The sequence below is a fragment of the Bacillus sp. 7884-1 genome, assembly GCF_002272245.1.
Taxonomy (GTDB): domain Bacteria; phylum Bacillota; class Bacilli; order Bacillales; family Cytobacillaceae; genus Neobacillus.
This window is the reverse complement of record NZ_NPDD01000187.1, coordinates 1-16,140: the sequence shown is the minus strand read 5'-3', so window position 1 is coordinate 16,140 and position 16,140 is coordinate 1. Positions and strand designations below refer to the sequence as shown.

At 39.5% G+C, this 16,140-nt stretch carries 14 protein-coding genes; 10 read left to right on the top strand and 4 right to left on the bottom strand.

Features of this window, described 5'->3' with window-relative positions; genetic code table 11:
- Positions 1 to 92 precede the first annotated feature (92 nt).
- The 4 genes from CHI06_RS20645 (at position 93) to CHI06_RS20630 (ending at position 4,624) form a co-directional block, all read left to right on the top strand.
- Positions 93 to 716 carry a histidine phosphatase family protein gene (locus CHI06_RS20645; protein WP_095250475.1) on the top strand — a complete coding sequence of 208 codons (624 nt, stop codon included), beginning with the start codon at positions 93 to 95 and terminating at the stop codon, positions 714 to 716.
- Between the two features lie 253 nt (positions 717 to 969).
- Positions 970 to 2,175 carry a hypothetical protein gene (locus CHI06_RS20640; protein WP_095250474.1) on the top strand — a complete coding sequence of 402 codons (1,206 nt, stop codon included), beginning with the start codon at positions 970 to 972 and terminating at the stop codon, positions 2,173 to 2,175.
- A gap of 17 nt (positions 2,176 to 2,192) precedes the next feature.
- Positions 2,193 to 3,446 carry a Zn-dependent hydrolase gene (locus CHI06_RS20635; RefSeq protein WP_095250473.1) on the top strand — a complete coding sequence of 418 codons (1,254 nt, stop codon included), beginning with the start codon at positions 2,193 to 2,195 and terminating at the stop codon, positions 3,444 to 3,446.
- Positions 3,447 to 3,448: 2 nt separating this feature from the next.
- On the top strand, positions 3,449 to 4,624 hold the full coding sequence (locus CHI06_RS20630) for an amidohydrolase (RefSeq protein ID WP_095250472.1): 1,176 nt from the start codon (positions 3,449 to 3,451) through the stop codon (positions 4,622 to 4,624).
- Positions 4,625 to 4,740: 116 nt separating this feature from the next.
- Here CHI06_RS20630 and CHI06_RS20625 read toward each other — a convergent pair whose 3' ends face one another.
- The 4 genes from CHI06_RS20625 to CHI06_RS20610 all read right to left on the bottom strand — a co-directional run bounded on the left by CHI06_RS20625 (position 4,741) and on the right by CHI06_RS20610 (position 8,417).
- Positions 4,741 to 5,529: a metal-dependent hydrolase gene (locus CHI06_RS20625; protein WP_179292720.1), complete on the bottom strand. Its 789-nt coding sequence runs from the start codon at positions 5,527 to 5,529 to the stop codon at positions 4,741 to 4,743.
- A 76-nt stretch (positions 5,530 to 5,605) separates the two neighbouring features.
- A complete protein-coding gene (tatC, locus tag CHI06_RS20620) occupies positions 5,606 to 6,313 on the bottom strand; it encodes a twin-arginine translocase subunit TatC (protein ID WP_095250492.1) in 708 nt (235 codons plus the stop codon).
- A gap of 82 nt (positions 6,314 to 6,395) precedes the next feature.
- Entirely contained in the window at positions 6,396 to 6,593 is a 198-nt protein-coding gene (locus CHI06_RS20615) for a twin-arginine translocase TatA/TatE family subunit (protein ID WP_095250470.1), read from the bottom strand.
- Positions 6,594 to 6,803: 210 nt separating this feature from the next.
- A complete protein-coding gene (locus CHI06_RS20610; RefSeq protein WP_095250469.1) occupies positions 6,804 to 8,417 on the bottom strand; it encodes a PhoX family protein in 1,614 nt (537 codons plus the stop codon).
- Between the two features lie 234 nt (positions 8,418 to 8,651).
- On the opposite strand from CHI06_RS20610, the gene CHI06_RS20605 reads away from it, so the two are divergent.
- From CHI06_RS20605 to CHI06_RS20580, 6 genes are all read left to right on the top strand, one after another.
- The gene (locus CHI06_RS20605; protein ID WP_373558160.1) at positions 8,652 to 9,515 is read left to right on the top strand and encodes a VOC family protein; all 864 of its coding nucleotides are present in this window, start codon (positions 8,652 to 8,654) and stop codon (positions 9,513 to 9,515) included.
- Positions 9,516 to 9,674: 159 nt separating this feature from the next.
- Entirely contained in the window at positions 9,675 to 10,055 is a 381-nt protein-coding gene (locus CHI06_RS20600; protein WP_179292719.1) for a GntR family transcriptional regulator, read from the top strand.
- Complete coding sequence (locus CHI06_RS20595; protein ID WP_095250467.1) at positions 10,052 to 10,948, top strand: ABC transporter ATP-binding protein; 897 nt, start codon at positions 10,052 to 10,054, stop codon at positions 10,946 to 10,948. The genes CHI06_RS20600 and CHI06_RS20595 overlap by 4 nt, the downstream gene beginning before the upstream one ends.
- Complete coding sequence (locus tag CHI06_RS20590; RefSeq protein ID WP_179292718.1) at positions 10,932 to 11,675, top strand: hypothetical protein; 744 nt, start codon at positions 10,932 to 10,934, stop codon at positions 11,673 to 11,675. Before CHI06_RS20595 ends, CHI06_RS20590 begins: the two co-directional genes overlap by 17 nt.
- Positions 11,672 to 12,370 carry a hypothetical protein gene (locus CHI06_RS20585; RefSeq protein ID WP_095250465.1) on the top strand — a complete coding sequence of 233 codons (699 nt, stop codon included), beginning with the start codon at positions 11,672 to 11,674 and terminating at the stop codon, positions 12,368 to 12,370. The genes CHI06_RS20590 and CHI06_RS20585 overlap by 4 nt, the downstream gene beginning before the upstream one ends.
- Positions 12,371 to 12,523: 153 nt before the next feature.
- A complete protein-coding gene (locus CHI06_RS20580) occupies positions 12,524 to 15,745 on the top strand; it encodes a DEAD/DEAH box helicase (protein WP_095250464.1) in 3,222 nt (1,073 codons plus the stop codon).
- Positions 15,746 to 16,140 lie beyond the last annotated feature (395 nt).

The window sequence follows — 16,140 nt, the reverse complement described above, 5'->3', positions numbered from 1 at the left end:
AATGTAGAAGGTTGTCGAACGTTTACAAGGTAATGGGGCAGTTAGCTGAAGTAGAATAGAGGTAATAGACTAGTAGAAGGGGTTGGGAATGGTTGAATATTTATCTCATCCGTCATGGTGAAGCAGAACATAATGTGGATAAAACAGTGATGGCGCATACTCACGATTCACAGCATAGTTTAACGGAGCTCGGGCTTAAACAAGCGCAGGCAACGGCTGAATTTTTCAAAACAATTGTCACTCCAAAGACTGTTTTGTACAGTTCTCCTTATTTACGTACCATGCAAACAGCTCAAGCGATTCATTCCTCGTTGCCAGAGGGTATTCCTTTTTACGAGAATCCGTTAATAAGAGAGTGGGAGCTGGGAAATCTTTATGACTTTACGGATCGCACTCCTGAAAAGAAGAAAGAATTCAAAGCAGCAGGTCAATTTTACTTTCGCTTTCAGAACGGGGAATCATTAGCAGATGTGTATTTAAGAGCAACGATGTTCATGAACACTGTGGTTGAACGGGCGAAACAGCAGCAGCGATATGAAAATGTTGTTATTGTAACGCATGCAGCTTTTATTCATATGCTGTTAACCTTTCTGATGAATTGGCCAATTGAGGATTTGAAAAATTTTAAACCGGTAGAAAATGCCTCTGTTCTTAAAATAAATGAAGTAGATGGAGATTATCAGCACGAGAAAATTTTTGTTCCAATCGTTAACTAATACTTTAAAAGCGCACCCTCAATAATCTAATTGGGGGTGTATTTTTGTTGGCCTACTGTAGAATAACTTTTTTGTTTTCTAAAATAGCAAAATATTATTTTTGTTACTGATAAACCTAAGGAAAACGTTTGCAAGAATATTTCTAATTATTTAAATTGACTGAAAAGTATAATTATATTATTATTCTATTAATAACTTTAATCTTTCGTTTTGCGAAATATTAGTAAATTCATCCAAGAAGGAAGGGACTCTTATGTCACAGATGTTAGCTTTAGTCATTCTTATGGCCATTTTATTTATCGGAGATTTAGTTGCAGTACGAACAAAGGCATGGGTACCTTCAATATTCGTTTGCGCTGTTTTGTTCCTTTTAGGATATTGGACATTCTTCCCGCAAGATATCGTCGCATTGGCAGGAGTACCACCTGTTGTAGCAACAATGATGATGTACTTATTAATTACCAATATGGGAACTTTATTATCACTTCAAGAATTGAAAAAACAATGGAAAACCATTATTATCGCTCTTTCAGGAATTTTAGGAATTATTGCTCTTCTATTTGGAATTGGAACATTCATTTTTGGTTATGAGACAATTGTCGTCGCCATTCCTCCTTTGGTTGGTGGAGTCGTATCGGCATTGATTATGTCAGAGGGGGCCAAGGAAGCAGGTCTTGCTACTTTATCTGTTTTTGCCATCGTTATTTATGTCATGCAAGGATTTGCTGGTTACCCAATCACTTCTATTGTTTTGAAAAAAGAGGGAAAGAGACTGCTGCAGCAATATCGCAGTGGACAACTTGCAGGAGAAGCACAGAGTAAGGCTGCAGCGGAAGTCGCGGCAACGGCAGCAGAAATTAAGCCTGAGTTAAAGCTCTTTAAAAATATGCCCAAAAAATATAACACGGATTTCTTTAAGTTTTTAAGACTATCATTGGTAGCATACCTTGCCTATTTAACTTCAACTCTATTAGCACCAATTGTTACGGTCAGCCCGTTTGTTCTCTGCTTACTGTTTGGGGTAATCGCAACTAGTTTTGGATTCTTGGAAAAGCAAGTATTACAAAAAGCAAATGGTTTCGGATTTGCCATCATGGCGCTTATGCTCTTTATTTTTGACGGATTAAAACAAGCGACACCAAGCATGATGCTTGAGATTATTTATCCACTTGTCGGCACAATCGTATTAGGGGTAATCGGGATGTATATTTTCTCCTTCATTGCAGGAAAACTTCTAAAAGTTAGCAAGGAAATGGCGTTCGCTGTTTCACTAACGGCTTTATATGGATTTCCAGCCGATTACATTATCACAAATGAAGTAATTAAATCCTTAACAGAAGATGAAAAGGAAAGAGAAATACTGACTAGCCATATGCTCCCTCCGATGCTAGTTGGAGGCTTCATAACGGTAACCATGGTGTCAGTTGTACTAGCAGGAATCTTTGTAGGATTCTTGTAAGAAAGGGTTTGAGGTAAATGGATGCAAGAGTAGAAACAAATCTTGAAATCGTGCAATCGCGAGTGGAAAGTCATATTGACACATTGAGTACCTTTACTGCCACACCTGGTCATGGTACCACCCGGCTTACTTATAGTTCTGAAGATTTAAAGGCTCGTCAGTATATAAAAGGGAAAATGAAGGAATACGGTCTGACCGTTCGTGAAGATGGATTTGGTAATATTTTTGGAAAGCTTGAAGGAACATTAAAGGATGCGCCAAGCGTCCTAGTCGGTTCTCACTTTGATTCTGTCCCAAATGGTGGTTCCTATGATGGTCCTGCGGGAGTGGTAGCAGGTCTCGAGGTAGCTGCACTTTTTGCAGAGAACCAGTTAAAGCCAAAATATCCGTTAGAAGTGATTGCATTAGTTGAAGAAGAGGGTGCGCGATTTGGCGGAGGATTAATGGGATCTCGCGGAATTGTGGGCTTACTAGATGAGGAAGATTTTAAAAGTTTAAAAGATAAAGATGGTATTTACGCAGTGGAAGCGATGAGGAAAATCGGGCTCGATCCTTCCCTTCCTAAAAAGAGGGACCCTAAGACGATGAAGGCCTATCTGGAATTGCATATTGAACAAGGTCCGATCCTTGAAGAAAAGGGTATTCCAATTGGGGTGGTAGAGGCTATTGTTGGCTTAACTCAATTAGAAGTAACTGTAAAGGGTCAGGCCGGACATGCCGGGACAACGCCAATGGATCGCAGGTCGGACGCATTGGTCACCGCTGCTCAAATGATTGCACAATTCCCTCACCTTGCGGATACAGAGGGGAATGGCACGGTTGTCACAACGGGAAGATTGGATGTTTTTCCGAATGGAGCAAATGTCATTCCTGATAAAACTGTGTTTACAGTGGACATTCGTTCAGGCAAGGAAGAAAACGTTTTGAATGTAATACAAAAAGTGAAAGAATTAGCAGGTTCATATAGTAGTAGAGGAATTGAAGTGAGTGTTGAGCAGCTTCTATATATTCAACCAAAAGAAATGAACAGGGATATTGTCTCTCTACTAAAGAAAAAAACAAGTGAACTAGATATCCCTAAGTGCTCTATTAACAGCGGTGCAGGTCATGACGCGATGGTCTTTTCCGATTTTACAAATGTGGGCATGCTGTTTATTCCGAGTAAAAATGGGTTAAGCCATTGTCCGGAGGAATGGTCCGATTCACGTCATATAGCAAATGCTGTCCAGATACTTTACGAGGCAGCCAAAAAGTTAACGGAGGCGGAATAGTTATGATTCATGCAAAAATAAAAGAAGCCATTCAAACATATAGTGAAGAACTAACACAATTACGTCGGCGGCTTCATAGTGAGCCTGAGGTATCCTGGGAAGAATTCAAGACCACTCAATTTGTCTGCGAGTACCTTGATCAATTAGGAATTACTTATCGAAAAACTAAACCTACTGGTGTAATTGCGGAAATTCAAGGGGGGAGACCGGGTAAAACGGTTGCCTTGAGAGGTGACATGGATGCATTGCAGGTGGAGGAACTGAATAGGGATTTGGAATATGCCTCCAAAGAGGATGGAAAAATGCATGCATGCGGTCATGATGCGCACACCGCCATGTTATTAATTGCTGCGAAAGCGCTAAATGAAATAAAGGAAGAATTGCCGGGTAATGTACGACTTTTGTTCCAGCCGGCAGAAGAAGTAGCAGAGGGAGCAAAAGCGTTGGTGAAACAAGGAGCAATGGAAGGCGTGGATAACGTTTTTGGTATTCACATTTGGTCTCAAATGCCAACGCACAAAGTAGCGTGTACCCCTGGACCATCCTTTGCTTCAGCAGATTTATTCAAAGTTACGTTCAAGGGCCGAGGCGGGCATGGTGCCATGCCGCATGCATGTATTGATGCTGCTATCGTAGCCTCATCCTTCGTCATGAATGTACAAACTGTTGTTTCTAGAACCGTTGATGCCCAACATCCTGCCGTTCTGACGATTGGAAAGATGGTCGTCGGTACAAGGTTCAATGTAATCGCAGAAAATGCAGTAATTGAAGGAACAGTCCGCTGTTTCAACCCTGAAACGAGAGACCATATTGAAGCGCAGCTCCAGCATTACGCTGATCAGGTTGCTGCGATTTACGGTGCAACCGCAAAGGTAGAATATATTCGTGGAACCAAAGCGGTAATTAACGATGAATACAGTGCAAACCTGGTTCAAAAAGTAGCTGCAGGGGCGTTTGGCGATGATGTGGTTTATAACGAAAAACCAACCATGGGCGGGGAAGACTTCAGTGAATACCTCGACCATGCCCCAGGCAGCTTCGCGCTAGTCGGAAGCGGAAATTCCGATAAAGACACAGAATGGGCTCACCACCACGGCAAATTCAACATCGACGAAGACGCCCTCGCCACAGGCGCCGAACTCTACGCACAATATGCATGGGCATATTTAAATGAATAATTGAAATAATGGTGCCTGTCACCGCTCGTGGACACTGTCCACCTCAGGCGGACAGTGATTTATAATGAAAAGGGATACTGCCTCGGCAGTATCCCTTTAATGTTTTACTACCTTTTTTAGTTTTTTAATTGAAACTCTCTTTCTTCTCCATATGCTAAGGGAATGACGTCCGTTTTTTTAAAGTCTTTTAGCAGTTCTTTTAACTCGTTGTCTTTATCGATCATAAATTCCACTGCTGGGAAAGCTGCCAATAATTGTGCTAATGATTCAGGCGAGGCTGCTGTTTCGTTTGTTGGGAAGGTGTGGCTTGGGATTACATATTCTACATTTAATAGATTCCTGACAGCATATGCTGCTTCTTTCGGACCCATTGTGAAATGACCGGATGAAGAGAGAATGGCAATTTCAGGCTGATAAACATCTTGAATCAGCTTCATATCTGCCATTAAGGCGGTGTCACCTGAATGATAGAGAGTATAGTCGTTTTTAAAGTCAAACACATAACCCGCTGACTCCCCGGCATATACAGGAGTCCTTGTTGTTTCCCCGTACGAGGAGGAGTGTCTTGCCTGAACCATCGTTACGGTTACATCATCAAACGATACCGAACCACCAAAATTAATAGGAAGGACATTTTTAATCCCTTGTTGCAGAAGAATTAATGCAAGTTCATATTGAGCGACAATCATAATCTCCGGCTTGTGTTCTACTATTTTAGATAATCCGCTCGTATGATCAAAATGTCCATGGGTTAAAAAGACACAGTCAATAGATTGATAAAAGTTGGCAGTGTTTAATTCCTCAGGAAAACCAGGATTCAAATCAAAAAAAGGATCGATTAAATATTTTTTCCCTTCATTACTCTTTAAAACGTACATAGCATGTCCAAGTCGTTGAATCTTCACAAAAACATCCCCTTTAACCATTCAAATAGAAGTCATAACCATTCTATTATGAATACTAGAGAATAAGAACTAGAACTCATGATGCTAGTTCGAATCTTTGTTTTCGCCGGTAAACTACCTTTGATAATAAAACACTGCACTCGTATAAAAAGATGAGTGGAATGATTACTAAAATATCTGATAGTAAGTCCGGGGGAGTGATTAATACTGCGGTAACGATGAGTACAAAATAGGAGTATTTTCTGATCTTTTGCAATCGGTATGGGTTCAATACACCAAGACTTGTCAGAAACATAATCACCACGGGAAGTTCAAACAAGAATCCAAATGGCAGTGTCATATGAAGCAGGAATTTAAAATATTTTTCTGTGGTAAAGAAGGTCATAAACATATCCTCCGACAGGGAGAGAAGGAATTGAAAAACAATCGGAAAGATTACAAAGTATCCGAAGCTAATTCCCACGATAAAAAGTAGGAATAAGGCTGGAATGTAGGCAAGTGTGACTTTCCGTTCCATTTCCTTTAATGCTGGACGAACAAACAGCCAAATTTGAAAGGCGGCTACAGGGATAGTCCCTGTAATGGCAATGACGCAGGATAGCAATAAATACACCCATAAAATATCGCTAGGACCTAAAATGGCCAATTTAACCTCTAAATCCTGAACTAGCCATTGATAAATATCCTCTACATAAACAAAGGCTAAAATGAGCAAAACAATAAAGGTGCCTAGTGTGATAATGAGCCGTTTACGTAATTCTTCGAAATGACCAATTAAATCCATATTCTGTGGTTTAGACAATGGTTTCCCTCCTTAAAAAAAGATGCAAGCACAACCTGCTGCCTGCATCTTCCTTAGATAAAATTTAAATCGTTTTTTCCTCTTTTTTGGACTGTTCTTTATCGGTGGAATCATCCGAGACCAAATCACGCGTAGATTTTTTAAATTCCTTTAGGGTTGAGCCAACAGCACGACCTAGTTCTGGGAGTTTTGATGGCCCGAAAATGATTAGTGCGATGACAAGAACCAGAATTAAGCCCGGAATACCTATGTTTTGAAGCATGGAATAACCTCCTTAGATAGCTTGTTTTGTCTTTTTTCGTATATGCCCAAAACTAAAAAGCTTATATTTGGCTTTATTTTTACAAAGATGACAACGAAAGCTTTCTTCCTCTGCGATTAACTTCACGTGAGGAATAAACATATGCTTCAAGGCATCTCTTACGTGGTTTGAACAAACGATCATGATGAGAAAAGCTCCTTCCACATTTTCTTACTTAAAGCTTCCACCCTGTACCGCTATTAAACAAGAACGCCCAAATGTTTGATTAGGGTATAGATTCCAAGTGCTAGGATGCTGCACATCTAGGAATAAAGTTTTTTCGTCTGGTGTTAACCATGGACCTGTTAGTTCACTGCCTTTTGGACCTGAGGCAAATTGGAAAGGTTCCCCGTATTGTTTTCCATCCGTTGGAATCATGAATACACCACAGTTTTTATAAGCAGCATATTGATTCGTTTCTGATGCACCAAAATCTTCCACAACCCATAAGTTCCCTTTGCTGTCAAAGTGAAGGTTGTCTGGGCAAGTAATCCCGCTTTGCTGTCCGCCGGAAACAAATACTTCAAACGTGAAGGCTTCACTAGCATGGTCGCCATTTGCAGGAACAAATCGAACAATTTGTCCATGGAAATTGCCGTGACCTGTATTGTTTGTTAAGGCTAAGAAGACAGATCCGTCATGAGGGTGAATTTCCACGTCTTCCGGACGGTCTAATAGCGTACCACCAACCGCTTTTCCTGCTGCACGTGCATTCGTTAAGACATCAGCTTGATCAGCAAACTGTCCTTGAAGCTTAGAATTTGCTGCATGATCGAGAGCAATCCACTTTTGCTCTTTCATACTAGCCACATATAAAGTTCCGCTTTCTAAAATATCGAAATTGGCTTCACGATTGACAGGATTAAACTTCTTGCTGCTAATGAATTTGTAGAAGCATGCATCACCTTTATCATCACCCATATAAACGACCACTCTGCCATCGTTGGTTAGGCCCATTGCTGTATTTTCATGTGCAAAGCGGCCAAGGGCAGTATGCTTTCGTACAGTTCTTTTTGGATCAAACGGATCAACTTCGACTACCCAGCCGTAATGTTCATCGGTAAAATTCGGCCAGCCATAATCATCGCCATATTCTGTGTTTTCTTCACAAGATAGAACGGTATTCCATAAAGTACGTCCGCCGCTGCAGTTTCCTAAGGAACCAACTACTGTGGTAGCGCCGCCTACATACTTGCTTCCGCGTGCAGGACCGGTTAATTCAATTAGAGTATTGCCATCGACACGTCGATTATATGTATCATCTACTACTAGCTTCCATCCGTTTTCTTTTTTAACGTGGATGACGGAACCGCCGACAGCTTCTTTTTCCATTTTAAGAAGCTCCGGATAGTTTGCTAGATTCTCCTTTTTAAAATTAGATTCATTGATTCCTAACATTTTCATATAGTTTTCCGGTTCAGGGAATTCGTGATTTACCCAGATCAAGCCTTCTTCGGAATTGTTTCCACCTTTTAAGCTATCCATTGGAAAGTAGACTGTAAGGTCAGCAGCATCCCCAAATTTTTCACCCAATGAGTTAATCTTATCACCATAAGAAGCGATAATGGAGTAGTTGTACCCCTTAGGGAGTACCACATCATTTTCCCAGGTACGACTAATTGGTTTGAACGGTGATGTAAGTGACTTGCCCTTTCCAGACGGCTGACCATTCATTAAATGGTCTCCAGTCATAGCGTTTCCTGTTAATGCACCAATCCCAGATGATGCGGCAACTAATGCGGCAGTACTACTTCCAACATAGGTTAAAAATAAACGGCGATCCATACGATCATTCTCCCCTTTGATTCGATTATGTAACTTACACTATGATTATAGGCAGTCAAAAACCGAATGTTAATTAAGGGAGTGTAAAGATTTGTTAAGAAACAATAAATTACTTTAATTATCTGTAAATTTAGTAAAGATTAGATTTGTAACGTAGAGTATAAATTGTGGATATTAATCATTTTGTTGTGTGAATTTTTTTGTCAGGTAATTGAATAATAAGAAGAACCGTGAATGGAGGGTAATAAAATTATGGAAGGTTTTCACCAGAAACCAAATATTTATGTCGGCGAAGTCAACGTAAAAGTGAAAAATTTAGACAATGCATTAACCTTTTATCAAAATATTATGGGGTTTCAGGTTCTTGAAAAGACAGAACGGAAGGCTGCATTAACAGCAGATGGAAAAACAACATTAGTGACTCTTAAACAGCCGGAAAATGTGATTCCGAAAGAAGGACGAATGTCAGGGCTTTATCACTTTGCTATTTTACTGCCAAGCCGTGCGGATTTATCCGTCTTTTTACGTCATTTTCTAGGAACGGGATACCCGCTTGGGGCAGCCGATCATTACGTCAGTGAAGCGCTCTATATAAATGACCCTGATGGGAATGGGATAGAGGTATACCGAGATCGTCCTTCAAAGGAATGGACCTGGAAAAATGGTTTGGTGGATATGGCGACAGAGGAACTGGATGGGAATAGTATCCTGGCAGAAAGTGATGCGGAATGGAATGGATTGCCTGCAGGTACAGTCATGGGGCATATCCACCTTCATGTGGGAGATTTGCAGAAAGCAGAAGAATTTTACACAAAAGGGCTGGGATTTGAGGTCGTCAGTCATTATCCGCAAGCACTCTTTTTGTCAACAGGACGATACCATCATCATATTGCTATTAATACTTGGCAGGGAGAGGGGGCGCCAACTCCACCACAAAATAGTGTGGGTTTAAATTGGTATACCCTCGTTTTTCCTGATGAGGCGGCTAGGGAAACAGCGCTTCAACAACTACAACAGCTAGGGTCGTCAGTGCAAAAAGAAACAGATTATTTTGTAGTAAGCGATCCATCTGGAAATCAGATTAGATTGGTAATTTAAAAAATTTATTGAAGCCTATTCCCTGTAAAGTTAATGGAATTGGGCTTTTTTTTATTGGGTTGAATTGGAAAAATATCCAATATTAACTTTCGTTATTACGGTGAATGCGGTATAGTGCATTACAACAGTAATGCACTATACCAGAAAGGAGGAAAAGGGTTGATTCTTAATATGGACGGAAGCAAGCCGATTTATTTGCAAATCGCAGAATGGCTGGAGAGAGAGATTTTGAACGGGAATTTTGGCAGTGACCAAAAAATTTACTCGCAGTATCAGCTCGCAGAGTTGTTTACGATTAATCCAGCAACCGCTGCGAAAGGCTTAACTCTTTTGGTGGAGGAAAACATTCTGTATAAAAAACGGGGACTTGGAATGTTTGTTTCGCCAAACGCGAAAGAAATTATCATCAGCAAACGGAAAAATCAAACCTTAAAAAAATTAGTTTTTGAAATTGTCATGGAAGCCGAACGGTTGGATGTGAGCAAAGAGGAATTAATTCAAATGATAAAGGATGTAAATACAGGGGAGGCGGGGGAATGAACGTTATTGAGTGCAGGGGATTGAACAAAGATTATGGAAGAACAAAAGCATTGAATAATCTATCTTTTACCATTGAAGAAAATAAGATTACGGGTTTAATAGGTCGTAATGGTACGGGTAAAACGACTCTCCTAAAAATCATTGCCGGTTTCTTGCGAGAGACTTCAGGTGAAATAAAGGTCTTTTCAGAAAAGCCGTTTAATAATCTAATGGTCTCCGCTAATGTCATTTATATTAATGACCAAATGAATTTTCCGACAGCATTAACATTGAAGGAAATACTAAATGTATCAGCAACTTTTTATGAAAAATGGAATCATGAGCTTGCTAGCCGTCTTTTTGACTATTTTTCTTTCGATTCGACGCACTATTACAACGATCTTTCTAAGGGGATGAAAAGTACATTTAATATGATCGTAGGATTATCAGCTCGATGTGCTTTAACGATGTTTGATGAACCAACTACTGGTATGGATGCGTCCGTCCGCAAAGACTTTTATCGTGCCCTACTTAAAGATTATATCGCTTATCCCCGTACCATTATACTTTCAAGTCATCACTTAGATGAAATTGAGGACGTATTAGAAGATATCCTCCTCATTAAAGAGGGAAGAGAGAATCTGCATATGCCGATAGGAGAATTAAAAGAATGGGCCATTGGCATCCAAGGATTGACCAAGAACTTGAATGAATGGACAAGGAATAAAGAGGTCATTTATTCGAAGAATATCGGATTAGATCACACGTATGCCGTTGTAAGAAACAAACTTTCTGAAACTGATCATCTAAAAGCCAAGGCAGCAGACCTTGCTCTAACGCCAGTATCCACTAGTGATGTGTGTGTGTACGTAACAAGTAAAACCAAAGGGGGAATAGATGATGTCTTTATCTAAGATTAGTTTGCTGGATGTTGTTAAAAAGCAATTTACTTTTAAATTAACCGCGTATAAACAAGTATTTATATCGCTCATTTTTATCCAGTTATTAGCGGTATTTTTCTCTTTTAACGGTGTTGGAATGATGGGGTCAAGCAGTGAAAGTGTTGAAATAGATATTCAGTTCTATTCTGCTGATATGGTTATTATTTTTTCAATAATATGGGCTCTTATTACAGCGATTCTGATCACAACAACACCCTATAAAAATGATGATTTTACATTTGTGACCAATCGATTAAGCAGTAATCTTTCAAACATGCTATTTTTACTAACGGGAAGTATCGTTGGTGGAATTACGGCGATGCTATCAACCTCATTAATGAAAATTATCATGTACTTATTTGGCGGCCAGGGGTATATTGCCGCGAATCATTCACTTTCAGAAGTAGTAATTGGATACAGTTCAACCATTCTCTACATTTTACTCTTTTCTGGGCTTGGGTATTTATTTGGAACACTGGTGCAAATAAGTAAGATTTTTGCCGTATTGATCCCAGGAATTTTTATCGGAGCGGGAATCCTTGGTGCGGGAAGTTTGGGCTTTGAATGGGTGAAAGGCATATATCAATTTATATTTACCGAACCATCCATTTTACTATTTGTTCTGAAGGTACTGGTTGTTGTTGCTTTGCTTTTTTCTAGTTCCATTGCATTATCAAATAGAATGGAGGTGAGGGAATGACTTTTCTTGTGCCTTTTCTTATAATCTTTATTATTATCTTAGCGATTGTAAGAATTTTGAGAAGTGGCAGGATGAAAAAAATCCTCCAGGGAAGTCGTTTACGCTGGATGTTAGGTGGATATGTTGCTATACTCCTAATTTGTACCGGTGTAAGTCCATTACTTCCGGATGAAGAAGTAACCTACAAAATCATCAATAATAGTCAAGACATAGATAAAGAAAGCACGGAGTTATATGAAGCAGCGATTGAGGGAAATATCGATAAGATAGACAATAAATACATTAATAAGAGATGGAGTCTCGGTTATGAGGAGCAAGAGCTTAACATTGCAACCGAAAACGATGAACTTATTAGTACCGCAGTAATGGTGGAGAGAAAAACGGAGAATGATGGTAAAATAGAAGCACTTCACTTTAAAACACGTTCAGGCGTAAATAAAATGGAAATAACAGAACTAGAAAAACCGGTTCGCATAGAACTAAATGAAAATACATTAACAATAAAGAATCCAGAAAAAGTTAAACTCAAATTCTCCCAATTTCAACAAGCATTCACAGTCAACCAATTCACAGGAGAAAAACCCTTCAGACACGCAACCATGTTTTATGGTGGAACCAGCATCCTTTACCTAAAAGTACCTAAAGACCTAAAACTAGTCGATCACTCCAATATCAACTATCAATATATAGAATAGGTAGAGATGAAATGGTGATGAGATGGTGCTAAGATGGGTGCCTGTCACCGTCCGTGGACAAATACACCAATTTGTCCACGTGGAGTGGACAGTTTCATCTAAAAATCGAGCAATATTGTTGTAATGGGATTTTCTCAGAGAGGAGCTGTTCATTTGAATATGGAATTACACCAAAAACGTATTAAAGAAATGTGCGGAACAGTCTCCTTTAAACGAGGAGATTCTTTTTATAGAGCAGGTAAAGTGTTTTTTGATTATTATAGTCCAGAGCGTTGTGAGGCAACGGTAAAAGGTACCGAGGATTTTTATGTCACTGTAAATATAGAAGAAAGTGGTGATATGCGTAGATCATGCAGTTGTCCGACCCTTGCATCCGTCAAAACGGATTGCCAGCATATTGCAGCTGTGTTACTCGCTATTTATGAACACCAACAGCAAGGAACAACGCCTATTGTTCAAAGTGATGAACATGTTGATTCTTCAACTAAAAAGGCGTTGACCACTGGATTACTCACCCTTTTCACAGAGCAGCCTAGACGAAAAAGCGGACATCAGCTTCATTTTGAGAATAGACAAGTTCTGGAGGCGAATTTTCTCTGTAAACCAGTGAAAATGGGGAAGGGACGTAACTTGTTAGGAATAGAAATGGAGATTGGACACGTTAAGGTGGAGAATATCCGCCATTTTTTAGCTAAGGTAAAAGAAGGGAAGCAAAGCTCTCTTTCAGAAACTTTCACCTTTAACCCAAACCATCATTGCTTCCAAAGAGAGACGGATGATGTCATTCAACAATTATCCCATGTGCTGCAGGATGAAAAAATGTATGTAAGTACCATGACAAACGAATTTGATGATATGTACAGTCCTGAGCAGTTACTCATTCCGCCATCCTCTTGGGAACGACTCTTGTCGTTATTAGTAAAGGCGCCATTAGTGCAAGTGGCGAATAAGGGGGAAACGTTTGAGGGTCTTGTTCTAACGGAAAAAATTCTCCCTCTAAAATTTACTTTTGGATCCTCGGCAGGCAGGGGCTATCATTTGAGGATTAAAGGGCTAGATCATTTATCCATACTAGATTCTTATCACTTTGTTCTATATAAGGGCAAGTTTATTAGGCTTGAAGAAACAGATTGCAAACGATTAGCTGACCTTAAAGAAATGTTAGAGGATTCGAAAACAAATCAAATAGAGATCCCGCTTGAGCAAATCGATTATTTTATAGAAAGTGTGGTCCCTGGTTTAAAGAAACTTGGCGAGGTTGAATTACCTCGGAATTTATCGAACTCCTATAGGACAGTGCCTTTAGTTGCCAAACTTTATTTGGATCGATTGAAAAATCGACTGTTAGCGGGTTTAGAGTTTCATTACGAAAATATCATGATTAACCCGCTGGAAAACAGAGAAATACAGAATGGCCCATTATTAATAAGGGACGTAGAAAAGGAAAATCAAATACTCCAATTGATGGAAGAAAGCTCATTTGCTCGTACGGACAGTGGTTATTTCTTGCATAATGAAGAGTTGGAATATGAGTTTTTATATCATGGTGTTCCGAAGCTGCAAAAGCTTGTACAAATTTATGCAACAACAGCCGTCAGGAACCGGATATTTAAGGAAAATACAATTCCAAAGATTAGAGTAAAAGTAAAAAAAGAGCGAACCAATTGGCTGGAATTTAAATTTGATATGGATGGAATCCCGGAGAGACAGATAAAAGAGCTTTTATCTGCGCTTCAGGAAAAAAGGAAATATTATCGATTGAGGAACGGGGCGCTCCTCTCATTGGAGACGCGAGAATTTGAAGAAATCCAACGCTTTCTACAAGCAGCACCTGTACAGGCGGAGGATCTTGAGGCAGGGTTGAATGTTCCAATTGTTCGAGGATTAAAGCTGCTTGACTCTGTTGAAGATAACTCAACATTTACACTTGAGGAATCGTTCCGTCAGTTTTTGGATACCATCCATAATCCATGTAGTATGAAGTTCGAGGTGCCAGAATTAGTTAAACCAATTTTAAGAGACTATCAAGTTCAGGGGTACAAATGGTTGAAAACTCTTGCCAGCTATGGATTTGGAGGAATTCTTGCAGATGATATGGGACTGGGAAAAACAATTCAAAGTATTAGCTATATCCTTTCAGAACTTTCACTTGTTCGGAATAAACAGCTTCCGATTCTGATTGTCTGTCCAGCATCGTTAACCTATAACTGGCTTAGTGAAATCAATAAATTTGCTCCAGGAGTGAAGGCTGTCATTTTAGATGGAGATAAAACAGAGCGAACAACTAAGCAAAAACGAACCTCTGATTTTGATGTTGTCATTACCTCTTATCCTTTGCTGCGTAAGGATATCGTGTGGTACGAAAAGCAAACCTACCATACTGTGTTTTTTGACGAAGCCCAGGCTTTTAAGAATCCTATTACGCAAACAGCAAGAGCAGTTAAGAAAATACAAGCGGATTACCGTTTTGCGCTAACGGGCACTCCAGTGGAAAATTCTTTGGAAGAGTTGTGGTCCATCTTTCATGTGGTATTTCCAGAACTATTCCAAGGGCTGAAGGAATATAGCCACTTAACGAGAAAGCAAATCGCTAGAAGGATCCGTCCATTTTTACTTAGAAGGTTGAAGGAAGATGTTCTAGCTGAGCTGCCTGAAAAAATTGAATCTGTCGACTTAGTGGAGTTGTTGCCAGAACAGAAGAAACTCTATGGGGCATATTTAGCGAAACTAAGGCATGATACGCTGAAGCATTTGGATAAGGACACTCTTCGGAAAAATAAAATTAAAATCCTCGCAGGGTTAACGAGGCTGCGACAAATCTGTTGTCATCCAGGTTTATTTGTGGACGGTTATAAGGGAAGTTCTGCAAAGTTTGAGCAATTACTGCGGATTATTGAAGAATCAAAGCTTGCGGGAAGACGAGTGTTGATCTTTTCGCAATTCACAAAGATGCTCCAGCTTATCGGAAGAGAAATGGCCATTCAAGGGCTGCCTTTCTTCTATCTTGATGGACAAACTCCATCAGAAGAACGGCTTGAACTTACAAATCGCTTTAATGCTGGAGAACGTGACCTTTTTCTCATATCCTTGAAAGCAGGAGGAACGGGTCTTAATTTAACTGGGGCAGACACTGTTATCCTTTATGATCTATGGTGGAATCCGGCGGTAGAAGAACAAGCAGCGGACCGAGCGCACCGGATGGGACAAACAAATATTGTCCAAGTCATCAAATTGGTTGCGCGAGGCACAATTGAGGAAAAAATGAATGAACTGCAGGAGAAAAAGAGAGAATTAATAGAGGAAATTATTGATTCAAAAGATAAAGGAAGTTCTTCTCTAACTGAGGAGGATATTCGAGAGATATTAATGATTTAGATGTTTCTAAAAAAGGTTTTATTGCGGCTAGAGTAAATAGAAAAGTAAGCAAGGAAAAGGTACCTCATATTTAGAGGTGCCTTTTCCTTTCGATTTTATTGTTTCAAATATGTCCGCTTGCCAGCTTTTAAATCGATTTGAGAGAAGAGTAGTAACTTTTTTAAAATAAAATTTACTATTCTATTGATTTTTTAAAAATATAATAGTAATATAGTAAATCTGACGAGGAAACAAATCAAAAACAGATTGATTCTTCATCAGTGAATAGAATAAAATTAACATAATGAATGTGATTTAGTATTATAAATTCTGTTGTCGATTTCGAAAAGATATTTTAAGAAAGTAATTGACACGATTGAAGCGAGATGTTATATTGGTAACCTGCTTCAAAAACA